Below are 12,806 nucleotides of genomic sequence, written 5' to 3'. Positions count from 1 at the left end.
TGAAGTGGAACAAATGGCGCCCCGCGCGGGCCGGCACTAAGGCTGTGGCGACACCGGCGAAGGCTGGCACTGTGGGTATTGCCAGATCCGTACCAACGGCAACTCGCGACGCCCAAAATTTTCTGTCATGTAATCAATCGCTTGGCGCACGCGCCCGACAGCGCGCGGCACAATCGAGGGAGATTCGATGTATGTTGTCCGACAACACACGCGCCTGGATGCGCGACAACGGCTTTGACCCCGCGGTGATTGACGCGCCGGGCAAGTACGCCGACACCGCGCTGATGCTCGCCTGCCGCCACGGCGCAACCGCGATAGCACTGGAATTGCTGGGCGCCGGCGCCGACCACGCGCACCGCAACATGGACGGCACCGACGCGCTGTGGGCCTGCGTGGTTTCAAACAATGTGGAACTGGCCGACGCCCTGCTGGCCGCCGGCACGGATATCGACAACCAGAACGACAACGGCGCCACCGCGCTGATGTACGCGGCCTCGGCGGGCAAGACCCAGTGGGTGAAGTACTTCCTGGAACGCGGTGCGGACACAGGCCGCCGCTCGCTGGACGATTTCAGCGCGCTGGACCTGGCCAGCAATATCGAGTGCCTGCGCCTGCTCAGGGCGAGCGCGTAGCGATACTGTCCTGTTCCGCGAAGCGCCGCTGTACCGCCTCGCGCACCTCCGGGTCGCTGTCGTTGACCAGTGCACGCAGGCGGCCCAGCGGCGCGTTTTCCACCGCCGCCAGGCGTACGGTCCAGTCATCGTCCTCGAGTAGCGGCAGCACACAGTCCCCATCCAGGCGACCGGCGACGATGCGCCGGATCTCCGGTTCCGGGTCGCAGATCATCATGTCCAGGGTTTCCACCGGCAGGCGCCGCGCGACCAACTTGCGCACCTGGCGGTCCTCATCGCGCATGAAGCGGAACAACCGGCCCACCGGCACGCGCTGTACGACGTAGGCGCGCACCAGGTAGTCCGGGTCGTCGGCCATGCGCTCGAGTTGCTCTGCCGGCAGGCGATCGGCGACGGTGATGCGCACTTCGCGATCCTCGTCCTCGAGCATCTCGCCGAGGCGTTCGCGCGGCAGGCGGTAGGCGACGGCGCGGCGCACCGCTTCGTCCTCGTCGTCGATCAGCTCGTCGAGCAACTCGGTGGGCAGGTAGCGGGCGGCGATGGCGCGGCGCTCCCAGAACGCATCGCGCATGTAGCGCGGGGCGAGTTCCGGGTTGGCGCGCAGGAAGCGGTCGATCTGCCGGCCGCTGTCGACCACCACGCAGGAATCCCCCGGCGCACAGCGGCCCTGCGGCAGCAGGGTTTCGCTGTAGCGACAGGACAGGCAGTCCGCGCGCGGGGTCAGGTCCGGGTTGCCCTCGTCACCGCTGGCCATCACTCGTCGTAGACCTCGGCCAGCACCATGCCGGAGGCACCTTCAACCTCGCGGGTCAGCACCGAGCAGTGATCCTCGGAGTTGACCAGGTAGACGTTGAAGCCCGCGCACTCGCGGTAGGGCCGGGCGTCGCCGATGTCGTCGTCCGAGCAGTAGGTGAAATGCGCACCGCCGAATTGCTGGCGCAGCCCGGCGATGGTGGTTTCACTCAGTCCCTGCTCGCCGACGATACCGATCACGGCATCGATGTCGTTTGTACTCAGCATGTTCAGGCCTCCACCGCGAAGCGCACCCGCGACTGCGGGTCCTCGCCCATGATTTTCGCCAGCCAGGGCGGCGGCGAACCGGAGAGCACCACCTGCAACTCGGCCATCAGCTCCGGCGCGGGCCGCGGCTGGGCGAGTTTCATCGGGTGCAGGCCGGCGCGTACCACCTTGGCCGTGGCCGGGCCGCCGATCGAGGCAGTGCACAGCACATGGCAGTCGGCGATCAGATCCGCGCGCAGCTTGTTCTTGTCATCGTCCGGGCCTGCGGCGGGAACATCGCGCAGTTCGATCAGGCGCACTTCCTCCGCCGAGACCTGGTAGATAAGGAAACGCGCACAGGAGCCGAAATGCCCGTCGATGCGATCGCCGCTGTTGGAAGTGCAGGCGATGCGGATCGACCCGGGCATGTCGCCCGCGTTGTAATCGACCACATCGGGGACAGGCTCGGCTTCCAGTTCGAAGCCGCGGCCCTTGAGGAAGTTGACCGCGCGGGAGAGCTGCTCGTCGCTGGCCTGGTCGAGCAGGCCATTGGCCGCGCCCAGCAGGCGCGCCTTGCGCAGCTTGGACAGGCGTGCGGCGGTCAGCGGGGTGCCGATCGCCTGCAGCAGGATCTTCAGCAACAGGCTGGCATCGACATCGGGCAGCTCTCTTGCCGCCAGCCCCACCCGCAGTGCTACCTGCTCGGACAGTGGAGCGCCGCTCATGTCAGGCGCCCCCCGCGCGCCTCGCGCGCAAGGTGATGGGCAGGTTGGGCGCCGCGGCGAGCGGCTCGATGTAGTAGGCGGAGCCGTCGGCGAGGGTGAACTCCCCTCCCCACTTCTCCTCGGATTCGTGCTCGATGGAAACCACGGTTTCCTCGAGGTCCTTCTTGGCAACGTACAGGGTCATCTGACCGTTTTCGTTGCGACGTAACATGACGCTGGGCATGGTGGCCTCCACGGTACATTGAATGGTGCAGAGAAACTCCGCGGCGGTGCAGTACCGCCGCGGAGGGGATCGACCAACGGACCGGTTAGCGCACCAGGTCGTAGTTGTAGTCGGTGGTCTGCATACCGCGGGTCTTGTTGTCCAGGTGCTCCAGCTCCGTGTTCACCAGGGTGGTGAGGATCTGCATGGCACCCTCGTAACCCAGGGTGGTGGCACGGTGCAGGTGGTGACGGTCGAAGATCGGGAAGCCGATGCGGATCAGCGGCACCTCGAACTCCTCGCCCTTGTACAGCGTGTCGCGCTGGATGAACTTGCCGTAGGAGTTGCCGATCATGTAGTCCGGCTTGTCGGTGAACACCAGGGAACGCATGTGCCACAGGTCCTTGCCGATGTGCACTTCGCTGTTGGCGCCGTAGGGGCTCTCGGCGAGGATCGCCTCCATGGCCTTCTTCCAGCGCTTGTTGGCGTTGTTGGCGAGGATGTGGATCGGCTCGCAGCCCAGTTCCAGCAGGAACTTGGTCATGCCCATGACGAAGTCCGGGTCGCCCCACAGTGCGTAGCGCTTGCCGTGCAGCCAGGCGTGGGAGTCGGTCATCATGTCGACCAGGCGGCCGCGTTCCTTGGCCAGCGACTCGGCGATTTCCTGGCCGGTAACTTCGCTGACTTTCATCAGGAAAGCGTCGGTCCAGTCCAGACCCATGGGGATCTTGAAATCTTTCTCGCCGGGCGCGTCGTGCTGCCAGGTGTTCTTCACGAACTTGAGGCTCTTGGTGGACTGCCAGGGCTGCAGGAACAGCGTGTTCAGGGCGTTCGGTGCATCCTTCATCTCGTCCATGGTGGTGCCGCCGGCGTACATGCGGAACTTGCCATCGGCCGGGGTATCCAGCACTTCCTCGGGATCGGAGAGCATGGTGTAACCCACGTCCATCTCGTCGAGCATGCGCTTGATCACACGGAAGTTGCCCAGGTAGGTCTCGAAGCCCGGCACAATATTGATCTTGCCGTTGCTGCCGACCTGCTTGTCTTCCATATAGTTCAGGGTGAAGTAACGCGCGATGCCCTCGAACATGTTGTCCCAGCCGGTGGTGTGGCTGCCGACAAAGCTCGGGGTGTGGGCGAAGGGTACCGGGTAGTCGTCCGGGATGTGGCCTTCCTTGCGCGAGTTGCCGATGAAGGCGTTGAGGTCGTCACCGATGACTTCCGCCATGCAGGTGGTGGAGACCGCGATCATGTCCGGCTTGTAGGTGGCCTTGCAGTTTTCCAGGCCGTCGAACATGTTCTTCTGGCCGCCGAATACCGCAGCGTCTTCGGTCATGGAGTCGGACACGCAGGAGATCGGCTCCTTGAAGTGACGGTTGAAGTAGGTGCGGAAGTACGCGACACAACCCTGGGAGCCGTGTACGTAGGGCATGGTGTTCTCGAAGCCCAGGGAGCACAGTACCGCGCCCAGGGGCTGGCAGGCCTTGGCCGGGTTGACGGTCAGCGCCTCGCGCTCGAAGTTGAGCTTCTGGTATTCCTCAGTGGTGGTCCACATGAAGGTTTCGTCGATCAACTCCTGGGGATGCTTCTCCTCGAAGTTGTCGCGCTTGTTGGCCAGGCTATCCTTGTAATCCTGGTCACGGAACAGTGGATAGCTGGGCTTGATGTTGTCGACACTCTGGCTCATTGGTATTTCCTCCTCCCGCGCCACTAATCTGTGGTCCGGCGGGTAATGGTTAAGGAACGGGCTTCGCTCAGCCGCGAGACGAAGCCCTTACATCTTCAGTTACGCACTGGCGGCTACTGCCTCATCACCTGCTGCTTCGTCCTGCTTTTTCCAGGGCGCCTGCAGCTTGTGCCAGCACGGGTTGTTCAGGGTCATGTCCATGTCCCGGGCAAAGATGGCGAAGCCGTCAAAGCCGTGGTAGGGGCCGGAGTAGTCCCAGGAGTGCATCTGCCGGAAGGGAATACCCATCTTCTGGAAGATGTATTTTTCCTTGATGCCGGAACCGATGAGGTCGGGCTTGACCTTCTTCACGAACTCTTCGAATTCGTAGCCGGTGACGTCGTCGTAGAGCAGCGTCGCATCGCCCATTTCCTTCAGGGTGCGGTCGTAGTCGTCGTTGTGACCGAACTCGTAGCCGGTACCGACCACTTCCATGCCCAGGTCCTCGTAGGCACCGATCACGTGACGCGGGCGCAGGCCGCCGACGTACAGCATGACGCGCTTGCCTTCCAGGCGCGGACGGAATCTGGCGATGACCTCTTCCCACTCACCGCGGTACTTCTCGATGACTTCCTCGCACTTGGCCTGGATGCTCTCGTCGAAGTAGGACGCGATCTTGCGCAGGGACTCGACAGTCTTGGTCGGGCCGAAGAAGTTGTACTCGACCCAGGGGATCTGGTACTTCTCTTCCATGTGGCGCGAGATGTAGTTCATGGAGCGGTAGCAGTGAACCAGGTTCAGCTTCACTTTCGGGGTCAGCTCCATCTCGGAGATGGTGCCGTCGCCGGACCACTGGGCCACGACACGCAGGCCCATCTCTTCGAGCAGGATGCGTGAGGACCAGGCGTCACCGCCGATGTTGTAGTCGCCGATGATGGCCACGTCGTAGGGCGTGGTCTCGAAGCTGTCGTCTTCATCACGTGCAGACAGTACCCAGTCGCGCACCGCGTCGTTGGCGATGTGGTGACCGAGGGACTGGGAAACACCGCGGAAACCTTCACAGCGCACCGGTACCACAGTCTTGCCGTGTTCCTTGGTCTTGGCCTTGGACACAGCCTCGATGTCGTCGCCGATCAGGCCGATCGGGCACTCGGACTGGATGGTGATGCCCTTGTTCAGCGGGAACAGGGTCTCGATCTCGTCGATCAGCTTGGCGAGTTTCTTGTCGCCGCCGAACACGATGTCCTTCTCCTGGAAATCCGAGGTGAAGTTCATGGTGACAAACGCGTTCACACCGGTGGTGCCGATGTAGTAGTTGCGACGTCCGGCACGGCTGTACTGGCCACAGCCCACGGGACCGTGGGAGATGTGGATCATGTCCTTCACCGGGCCCCAGACAACACCCTTGGAACCGGCGTAGGCACAACCGCGAATGGTCATGACGCCCGGCAGGGATTTCTTGTTGGAGGTGATGCACTTCTTCGATTGCTCGAGTTCCGGGTCGTTGGGCGACAGGTGCTTGGCACGGTTCGCCTTGGCTTTCTCCGGGTAGACCTCGAGCACTTCCTGAATCAAGGATTCAACTTCATCTCGTGACATAACGGCCATGATTAAGCCTCCTATAAAAAGGTTGCGGGTAACGGGAGGGACTTCCAGCGCACTGGAAGGCCCTCGCCGGCAGGGCTAATCCGCCCTGCCCCGAACACGCCCGATCTCAGATCAGGCAGTTGCCTCGTCAGCGGCGGTCTTGCCGACGATGGACAGGTCTTCCTCGTCCATGATGCCGAATTCCATCAGCAGGTCTTCCAGCTCATCCATGGTGATGGGAGTCGGGATGACCAGCTTCTTGTTCTCGATGATCTTGTTGGCCAGGGCCCGGTATTCGTCGGACTGCCCGGCTGCAGGATCGTATTCGATACAAGTCATGCGACGGATCTCGGCGCGCTGTACCACGTTGTCGCGGGGAACGAAGTGGATCATCTGGGTGCCCAGCTTTTCAGCCAGGGCCATGATCAGCTCGTCCTCGCGGTCGGTGTTGCGGCTGTTGCAGATCAGGCCTGCCAGACGCACGCCGCCGGAGTTGGCGTACTTCACGATGCCCTTGGAGATGTTGTTGGCCGCGTACATGGCCATCATCTCGCCGGAGACAACGATGTAGATTTCCTGGGCCTTGTTCTCGCGGATCGGCATGGCGAAACCGCCGCAGACCACGTCGCCGAGAACGTCGTAGAAGACGAAGTCGATGTCGTCCTCGTAGGCGCCTTCTTCTTCCAGGAAGTTGATTGCGGTGATAACGCCGCGGCCGGCACAGCCGACGCCCGGCTCAGGGCCACCAGACTCGACGCAGCGAACGTCGCCGTAACCGGTCTTCAGCACATCTTCCAGTTCCAGGTCTTCCACGGTGCCGGCTTCTGCCGCCATTTCCATGATGGTGTTCTGGGCCTTGGAGTGCAGGATCAGACGGGTAGAGTCTGCCTTCGGGTCGCAGCCGACGATCATCACTTTCTTGCCAGCTTCTGCCAGTGCGGCGACCAGGTTCTGGGTGGTGGTGGACTTGCCAATACCGCCCTTACCGTAAATTGCACATTGACGCATTGCCATGGTATTTCCCTCCGTTGTTAACAGGCGACTGATGCCTTGCTTACTTCTGGCTGCAGGCAACAATTACCTGCATTGCGGGTGCTGCCTGTTCACTGTGGGTAGGTGCAGGCTTTGTGCCAGAACCTGGCATAAGGTATATCTCATTGTTTTTTATGATTTTTTAGGGCTCATCAGCGCCCCAGCACAGGCGTACCCTGTGCGACAATCCGCAGCCAATGTCAGATAGACAACACGCAATTTGTGGTTTTTTGCCGACACCCGCCCCACTGCGACAAGCCGGGCCATTTCTGTCGCAAACCCGCCAAAGCGCGACCGGCTGCGACCGCCGTTTGCGCTTTGTCACCTTTGCGCCAAGCGCAAACCACTACAAATCAAGCGCTTAGCGCTGGCCTGGTTCTTGCGACAGGGATTTCCGAATGTAGATGAAGGCGTAAGGGCTGCCCCCGAACGCCTCGCGAGTCACGGACCCAGCCCGGAGGAAAAGCCAATGACCACCACAGCGACACTCAACACCATTTACGATGGCATGCTCAGCGGCGCAGTCGTGCCCTACCTGGGCCCCGGCGTACTGCGCGGCGTCACCAGCAAGGGCGACGGCAAGCCGATGCCGGCGGACAGCGAGAGCCTGATCCTGGCCATGAACAACGGCACGCCGATGGCGCCCAAGTTGATGTACGAGTTCCCGCGCGCGGCGATGAACCTCGAACAGAAGAAGGGGCGCAAGTTTATCGAGCGCTTCCTCACCACCACCTACGGCGACACCCAGTGGAGCGACAGCAGCTTTCACCAGTGGCTGGCCGACGCGCAGCTGCCCTACATCATCGACATCAACCGCGACACCCAGTTGCAGCAGTGCTACGCCGGCCGGCCGCACACCCTGGTGGTGGGCCTGGCGCGCATCGCCGGCACCGACTACCGCTTCAAGCTGTACGAAAACCGCGGCGGCCAGTACACCGAGGTCACCCTGGACCAGGTGGACGCCTCGCTGCCGGTGCTGTTCAAGCCTATGGGCACACCGCTGCCGGAGCCGAACTTCATCGCCTCGGACGCGGACTATGTCGACTACATCACCGAGTTGATGGGCGGCTTCGCCATCCCGGCCTTCCTCAAGGAACACCGGCTCGGCAAACAGTACGTGTTCCTCGGTATGCGCATGCTGCGCGACACCGAGCGCATGGTGCTGAGCGACGTGATCTGGGGCGCCGGCAACCCGGCGGGTTGGGTCCTGCTGCCGGAGCCGACCGACAAGGAAAAGCGCTTCTGCGCGAAGAAAGGCCTGGAGATCGTCGAGGCCGACTTCAGCGACCTGCTGCAGGCGCGCCAGGCGGCCTGAACCCCGGGGTTGGCACGCGCCCGTGTTCGGGTGTCGTGCCACTCACCACGGTGCGCGCGATCGTGCCAGGCGCCCGAACTCGCGCCATCGTGCCAAGCGCCCGAATCCGCGCCATCGTGCCAGGCGCCCGAACCCGCGCCATCGTGCCAAACGCCCGAATCCGCGCTATCGTGACGGAAGGCAACCCGGCCTTCCGCCACCGCGCCGCCATGGCAGTGGGAGAGGAGGCTCACTGACACAGGCAGTCTCGCCCCATGCGGCCCCTACTGACACTCTCGCTACGCTATTTCGCCTGCGTCTTCGCCGCCGGCTTCGCACTGGGCACGATACGTGTGTTGTTCCTGCTCGAGGCACTGGGCGAGCGCCGCGCGGAACTACTGGAAACGCCGTTCATGCTGGCGGTGATCGTGTGGAGCGCACACCACCTGGTGGCACCGCGGGCGCGGCAGCTCTCGGCGCTGCAGGCGTGGCTGCTGGGCACCCTGGCGCTGGCCTGGCTGCTCACGGTGGAGTTCGGGGTGGTGCTCGGCCTGCGCGGCCTGAGCCTGGAGGAATATTACGCCGAGCGCGACCCGATAGCCGGCAGCGTCTACCTGGCCAGCTTATTTCTCTACCTGGCGATGCCGTATATCATCCGCAAGGTGGCATTGCGCCACGACCAGTAGGAGTCCAACCATGCCTGCCGACTTTACCCGCCGGCGCTTCACCGCGATGCTCGCGGCGGCACTCGCCGTTCTGGGCGGACATGCCGCCGTGTCCTCCACTTCAACACCTTCTTCACCAACGCCGTCAAATGCAAAACAGGGACACCCCATGAAGGATATCCGCTATGTCGTGTTTCACCGCCAGGGACCCAACTGGCTGCCCGGCAAGACGCTGTTCGACCAGCCCGGTGTCGAGGAACACGTTGCCCACTACCGCAAGGTGCTGGAGGCCGGCCAGCTGGCGCTGGGCGGGCCGCACCTGGATGCCACAGGCGGCGGCATGATGATTCCGGCAGCGGGAGTCAGTGAAGAGGACGTGCGCGGTTTCGCCGCGGCGGACCCGGCGGTGGTCTCCGGTGTACTGGACTACGAAGTGCGCCCCTGGCTGATCGGCATGAGCGGCTAGCCGCGCCGGCTCAGTCGCTCTCCCCCCACAGGTACTCGTCGATCTCGCGCATCAGCCCGGGGTGGTGGGGAATATTGCGCGCCAGCGCCTCGGCCTCGCCGGCGTCGTAGCCATCGAGGTTGAAGCTGAGGTTGCCGGCCGGGTGGCCGTCGTAGAGCAGGCGCAGGGTCATCACCCAGCGCTGCTCGCCGCGCGGGCTGAGGTTCACCGCCGCTTTCAGGCGACCCTCCAGCGCGGTGATAAGATCGAGGTTGTCGCCCACGGTATCCAAGGTGGTTAAACGCCCGCCGTGCAGAAATGCGCGGCGAGCATGTCGCCAAGACGCGCCGGGGTGAGGTCCTCGTAGGTTTCGTAGGTCGGGCCCTGGCCGTCGACCGGCGGGAACTCCAGGTGCAGGCCCGCCCTGCCCGCCTGCTGGCCGTGCACATGCAGGTAAGCGCGCAGGGCAGTGTCCGCGGGATGGGTGAGGTAGATGCCATCCGGATTGGTGCGCGCGCTGGCATCCACCCGCCAGTGCGCGTCATCGAGCTGCGCCGCAACGCGGATCAGCAGGCTCTTGATACGCGGACTCTTGCGCAGGGACCAGGGATTCACCGGCTCGCCGGGAGCGGGCGTGTTGTCAAAGAAACTCTGCAACCACAACATGCTGACACCTCCCCCTCAGGCCGGTGGCCGGCTCTCCAGCCAGCGGGCGTAACCGCCCTCGACACTGTACACGTTCTGGAACCCGAAGTTGCCGAACAACTCCGCCAGGTGCTCGCTACTGTGACCGTGGTAGCAGTAGATCACCAGCGGCGTGGCCTTGTCGGCCTTCTTGATCAGCGACTCCACCAGGTCGTCGTGGGCGTGCATCGCATTCTCGATATGCCCCTCGCGGTAGTCGCGCAGCAGGCGACAATCGAGCAGCAGTGCGTCGTCGGCCGCCAACAACTCGGGCATGCCGGTGACCGTTACCGTGGAAAACTTTTTCATGCTCACCTCCGTTACTGTTTCATGCCTCTGCGTCGTCGCGCAAGCCGCAGGCAATATCGTGGACGACGCTGCCGCCCACCTGGTCCTGGGGGTCCAGCTCGCGCAGTTTCTCCAGCACCGCCAGCGCGCCGTCGATGTCGCCGCGGCGCAGGTGCACGAAGCCCATCGCCTTGAGCGTGTACAGGTAGTGGCGCACATCGCCCTCGGCGGGATGCCAGGCCGCGCTGCCGCTGTGCAGGCTGCGCCAGTCGGCACTGAAGCCGGCGCCCTGGGCAGCGCTGGCCAGTACCTCCTCGATCAGTGCCAGGGCCTGCTCGAAACGATTGCTGTAGGCGTAGAGCTTGTAGCGTGCGATGCGCGTCTCCAGCCGGCCCGGCATGGCGTCCTGGGCGCGTTGCAGCAGGGCCTCGGCGCGCTCCCAGTCGGCGCTGGCATCGAGGTCCTCGCGCAGCAATTGCTGCAGTTCCAGCGGCACCACCGCCGCGCTGGCGTGCGGCAGGTCCGCGAACAGGTCACGCAATTGCATTGGCTTTCTCCGGAGTCATGATCGGCGCCCACTGTAGGGTGGCAGGCTGACGATACGGCTGTCGCGCAGCGGCCTGCCCACCGTGAAATGGTAGAGGCTCTGCAGGGCGTCGCCGCGCACACCGAGCAGTTCGTGCACCGGCTCGTCGAAGAAACAGCCGATGCCGGTGCCGCACAGGCCCGCGTTTTCCGCCTCGATATACAGGGCCTGGCCCAGTGCGCCCGCCTCCCAGAACAACTCCCGGTAGCGCCAGGGGCGGTCCTCTATAGCTGCCCCGAACTCCGCAAGCATGGCCAGGCTGAACACGCCGTCCGCGGCGATCGCCTGCTGGCAACTGAGGCGCGCCGCGGCGCGCTCGGCCCGGGCGCCGACCAGTTGGTACAGCGGCAACTGCGGCGGCGCATCCGCCACCGCACTCCAGGCAAACTCTGCGCGCAGTTCTTCGCGCATCAACACTTCGCCGGTGGCGCTGCGCGGCAGTGCGTACAGGCCCGGCGCCAGACCCGCCACCCGGTGCACGAACAACACGCAGTGAATCGAGCCGGTGACCGCGGGCAGCGCATTCCACGGCGCCAGTCCAGGGCGCGGCAGCAGGTGATCGAGCAGCCGCAGGAAGTGCTCGCGAGGCATCTCGGCGGCGCTGTCGAAGGCCTGCGCCGAGCGGCGCCGGCGCACCAGGGCCGATAGACTTTCACCGCGCAGGGCGGGCAACGGTGCGGCGCGCTCCTCGACTGGCGGCGGCGCGAGTTCGCCCGCTGCCGATGCCGGCCGGGCAGCGCTGCGCGCCACCGCATCCAGTACCGGCCACTCGTAAAAATGCCGGCGGTCGATCACTTCCGCACGGCCGTACCACTGGCCGGCATCCGCCGCGGCGGCCAGTGTCGCGGGAATGGCGGCGAGCGGCGCTGTGTCGGCGGCGGGACGCAACTGCAGCAGGCAATCGGCCCACTCCTCCTCGCCGGGAATAAAGTCCGCCACACGGTCGGTACCGAGCAGGCTGGCGAGAGTGTCGTCGGCAACCGCCAGCGGCGCCAGCGACCAGTGGTTGAGCAGCGCAGCGTAGGACAAGGCCGCCACCGCGTGGCCGATATCCAGCTGGCAATAGCGATAGGCGCGCTCGCCGTACTTCCAGGCCTCGCGCCACAGCAGGCTGCTCAGGCCGACCAGCACCAGTGGTTCATCGCTGCTCACCGCGGTATACGCACAACGCAGTTCCAGCGCGTGCAGGTCCGCGCGGTAGTGATAGAGCCCGTCGCGCAGGCCGTCGACACCACACAACACGAGGTAGGCCTCGGTGGGGTGCAGGTTGCCGCTCGACGGGTTGCAGCGCACCGACCAGCGCGCACCGCCGTGTTGCTTCCAAGCGGACAGTGCCAGGCTGTGTTCCAGCCAGGCACCGAGGCTGTCCGTGTCGAGCGCCACGCCGGTGCCCTCAACATTGGCAGGCACAGGGGCGAGCGCCGCGCTGGCGTCAATATCCGCAAACCAGGCGGACGCGGCGTCGGCACGTCCCTGCCACAGGGGCAGCGGCAGGCACTGCGCCCCGTCGAAGCGGCGAAACGGGTCCGGCTGGCGATCCCAGTCGATGGTACCCGGGCCGCGGGCATAGGCCTGGAAGCTGTGCCTGCTCAGCGCGTGGTATTCGCGCACATCGCGCAGCGGCGATTCGTCGCGCGGCACACGCGGCAGGTTTTCACCCAGCGATGTCACGACAGCGGCGAGGCGCTGATCTCCTCCGCCAGGCAGGCCACGGGGGGACCTGCATTGCCGTCGGCATCGCGGAAGCTGACCAGGAACAGTTCGGTGTCCGGCTCCAGTTCGACATAGCCGGTGTTGATCAGCATGCCCATGGTGCCGGCGGTGGCGAACACCTCGTTCTCCCCGGCGCCCGGCACGGAGCCGTCGTTGACGATGGTACGGGTGGCGAAGACCGCGTCACCGCGCTGCAGTTGTGCGTGTTCCATGTGTGTCCTCCGCTGGTTGTTTCACGCTGTGCTTTTTATGGGCCGCAGCGCTTTATGGGCTGCAGCGCTTTGTCGG

17 protein-coding genes are annotated in these 12,806 nt (G+C 64.5%); 4 read left to right on the top strand and 13 right to left on the bottom strand.

The features are described 5' to 3' along the window. Positions 1-191: 191 nt before the first annotated feature. A complete protein-coding gene (locus E4634_RS03540) occupies positions 192-632 on the top strand; it encodes an ankyrin repeat domain-containing protein (protein WP_206046782.1) in 441 nt (146 codons plus the stop codon). Here E4634_RS03540 and E4634_RS03535 read toward each other — a convergent pair. The 7 genes from E4634_RS03535 to nifH all read right to left on the bottom strand — a co-directional run bounded on the left by E4634_RS03535 (position 616) and on the right by nifH (position 6,858). Continuing rightward, entirely contained in the window at positions 616-1,386 is a 771-nt protein-coding gene (locus E4634_RS03535) for a 4Fe4S-binding leucine-rich repeat protein (RefSeq protein WP_135441234.1), read from the bottom strand. The genes E4634_RS03540 and E4634_RS03535 overlap by 17 nt on opposite strands. After that, positions 1,386-1,652 (bottom strand): DUF6129 family protein, encoded by a 267-nt coding sequence (locus tag E4634_RS03530; RefSeq protein WP_135441233.1) that lies wholly within the window; start codon positions 1,650-1,652, stop codon positions 1,386-1,388. The genes E4634_RS03535 and E4634_RS03530 overlap by 1 nt, the downstream gene beginning before the upstream one ends. 2 nt (positions 1,653-1,654) lie before the next feature. Then, positions 1,655-2,356, bottom strand: a complete 702-nt coding sequence (locus E4634_RS03525) for a dinitrogenase iron-molybdenum cofactor biosynthesis protein (protein WP_135441232.1) — start codon at positions 2,354-2,356, stop codon at positions 1,655-1,657. 1 nt (position 2,357) lies between these two features. Continuing rightward, positions 2,358-2,579 carry a putative nitrogen fixation protein NifT gene (gene nifT, locus E4634_RS03520; protein ID WP_135441231.1) on the bottom strand — a complete coding sequence of 74 codons (222 nt, stop codon included), beginning with the start codon at positions 2,577-2,579 and terminating at the stop codon, positions 2,358-2,360. Between the two features lie 85 nt (positions 2,580-2,664). Further along, a complete protein-coding gene (gene nifK, locus E4634_RS03515; RefSeq protein WP_135441230.1) occupies positions 2,665-4,245 on the bottom strand; it encodes a nitrogenase molybdenum-iron protein subunit beta in 1,581 nt (526 codons plus the stop codon). Positions 4,246-4,344: 99 nt separating this feature from the next. After that, entirely contained in the window at positions 4,345-5,832 is a 1,488-nt protein-coding gene (gene nifD, locus E4634_RS03510) for a nitrogenase molybdenum-iron protein alpha chain (protein WP_135441229.1), read from the bottom strand. Positions 5,833-5,943: 111 nt separating this feature from the next. Continuing rightward, on the bottom strand, positions 5,944-6,858 hold the full coding sequence (gene nifH, locus E4634_RS03505) for a nitrogenase iron protein (protein WP_135441479.1): 915 nt from the start codon (positions 6,856-6,858) through the stop codon (positions 5,944-5,946). Between the two features lie 454 nt (positions 6,859-7,312). Between nifH and E4634_RS03500 the strand changes: the two genes are divergently transcribed. The 3 genes from E4634_RS03500 to E4634_RS03490 all read left to right on the top strand — a co-directional run bounded on the left by E4634_RS03500 (position 7,313) and on the right by E4634_RS03490 (position 9,268). Continuing rightward, positions 7,313-8,158: an SIR2 family protein gene (locus E4634_RS03500; protein ID WP_206046781.1), complete on the top strand. Its 846-nt coding sequence runs from the start codon at positions 7,313-7,315 to the stop codon at positions 8,156-8,158. A gap of 254 nt (positions 8,159-8,412) precedes the next feature. Next, on the top strand, positions 8,413-8,823 hold the full coding sequence (locus E4634_RS03495; RefSeq protein WP_135441228.1) for a hypothetical protein: 411 nt from the start codon (positions 8,413-8,415) through the stop codon (positions 8,821-8,823). Between the two features lie 10 nt (positions 8,824-8,833). After that, the gene (locus E4634_RS03490; protein ID WP_135441227.1) at positions 8,834-9,268 is read left to right on the top strand and encodes a YciI family protein; all 435 of its coding nucleotides are present in this window, start codon (positions 8,834-8,836) and stop codon (positions 9,266-9,268) included. A gap of 10 nt (positions 9,269-9,278) precedes the next feature. Here E4634_RS03490 and E4634_RS03485 read toward each other — a convergent pair whose 3' ends face one another. The 6 genes from E4634_RS03485 to E4634_RS03460 are packed head-to-tail and all read right to left on the bottom strand — an operon-like array spanning position 9,279 to position 12,730. Beyond that, positions 9,279-9,530, bottom strand: a complete 252-nt coding sequence (locus tag E4634_RS03485) for a hypothetical protein (protein ID WP_206046795.1) — start codon at positions 9,528-9,530, stop codon at positions 9,279-9,281. 14 nt (positions 9,531-9,544) lie between these two features. Continuing rightward, a complete protein-coding gene (locus E4634_RS03480; RefSeq protein WP_135441225.1) occupies positions 9,545-9,913 on the bottom strand; it encodes a hypothetical protein in 369 nt (122 codons plus the stop codon). A gap of 15 nt (positions 9,914-9,928) precedes the next feature. After that, positions 9,929-10,240, bottom strand: a complete 312-nt coding sequence (locus E4634_RS03475) for a rhodanese-like domain-containing protein (RefSeq protein ID WP_135441224.1) — start codon at positions 10,238-10,240, stop codon at positions 9,929-9,931. 19 nt (positions 10,241-10,259) lie between these two features. Next, entirely contained in the window at positions 10,260-10,766 is a 507-nt protein-coding gene (locus E4634_RS03470; RefSeq protein WP_135441223.1) for a tetratricopeptide repeat protein, read from the bottom strand. Positions 10,767-10,781: 15 nt separating this feature from the next. After that, positions 10,782-12,476: a nitroreductase family protein gene (locus tag E4634_RS03465; protein WP_206046780.1), complete on the bottom strand. Its 1,695-nt coding sequence runs from the start codon at positions 12,474-12,476 to the stop codon at positions 10,782-10,784. Continuing rightward, on the bottom strand, positions 12,473-12,730 hold the full coding sequence (locus E4634_RS03460; protein WP_135441222.1) for a nitrogen fixation protein NifZ: 258 nt from the start codon (positions 12,728-12,730) through the stop codon (positions 12,473-12,475). Before E4634_RS03460 ends, E4634_RS03465 begins: the two co-directional genes overlap by 4 nt. Positions 12,731-12,806 lie beyond the last annotated feature (76 nt).

The organism is Mangrovimicrobium sediminis (assembly GCF_004745945.1).
In the GTDB taxonomy this organism is placed as follows: domain Bacteria; phylum Pseudomonadota; class Gammaproteobacteria; order Pseudomonadales; family Halieaceae; genus Mangrovimicrobium; species Mangrovimicrobium sediminis.
The sequence above is the reverse complement of the archived record's forward strand: the minus strand, read 5'-3'. Positions and strand labels throughout refer to the sequence as shown.

Excerpts from the sequence above, each read along its gene's own strand:
- E4634_RS03495 (WP_135441228.1), top strand. The coding sequence starts at position 8,413 with ATGCGGCCCCTACTGACACTCTCGCTACGCTATTTCGCCTGCGTCTTC.
- E4634_RS03530 (WP_135441233.1), bottom strand. The coding sequence starts at position 1,652 with ATGCTGAGTACAAACGACATCGATGCCGTGATCGGTATCGTCGGCGAG.
- E4634_RS03460 (WP_135441222.1), bottom strand. The coding sequence starts at position 12,730 with ATGGAACACGCACAACTGCAGCGCGGTGACGCGGTCTTCGCCACCCGT.
- nifT (WP_135441231.1), bottom strand. The coding sequence starts at position 2,579 with ATGCCCAGCGTCATGTTACGTCGCAACGAAAACGGTCAGATGACCCTG.
- E4634_RS03490 (WP_135441227.1), top strand. The coding sequence starts at position 8,834 with ATGCCTGCCGACTTTACCCGCCGGCGCTTCACCGCGATGCTCGCGGCG.
- E4634_RS03525 (WP_135441232.1), bottom strand. The coding sequence starts at position 2,356 with ATGAGCGGCGCTCCACTGTCCGAGCAGGTAGCACTGCGGGTGGGGCTG.
- E4634_RS03535 (WP_135441234.1), bottom strand. The coding sequence starts at position 1,386 with ATGGCCAGCGGTGACGAGGGCAACCCGGACCTGACCCCGCGCGCGGAC.
- E4634_RS03470 (WP_135441223.1), bottom strand. The coding sequence starts at position 10,766 with ATGCAATTGCGTGACCTGTTCGCGGACCTGCCGCACGCCAGCGCGGCG.
- E4634_RS03475 (WP_135441224.1), bottom strand. The coding sequence starts at position 10,240 with ATGAAAAAGTTTTCCACGGTAACGGTCACCGGCATGCCCGAGTTGTTG.
- E4634_RS03540 (WP_206046782.1), top strand. The coding sequence starts at position 192 with ATGTTGTCCGACAACACACGCGCCTGGATGCGCGACAACGGCTTTGAC.
- nifD (WP_135441229.1), bottom strand. The coding sequence starts at position 5,832 with ATGGCCGTTATGTCACGAGATGAAGTTGAATCCTTGATTCAGGAAGTG.
- E4634_RS03500 (WP_206046781.1), top strand. The coding sequence starts at position 7,313 with ATGACCACCACAGCGACACTCAACACCATTTACGATGGCATGCTCAGC.
- E4634_RS03480 (WP_135441225.1), bottom strand. The coding sequence starts at position 9,913 with ATGTTGTGGTTGCAGAGTTTCTTTGACAACACGCCCGCTCCCGGCGAG.
- nifK (WP_135441230.1), bottom strand. The coding sequence starts at position 4,245 with ATGAGCCAGAGTGTCGACAACATCAAGCCCAGCTATCCACTGTTCCGT.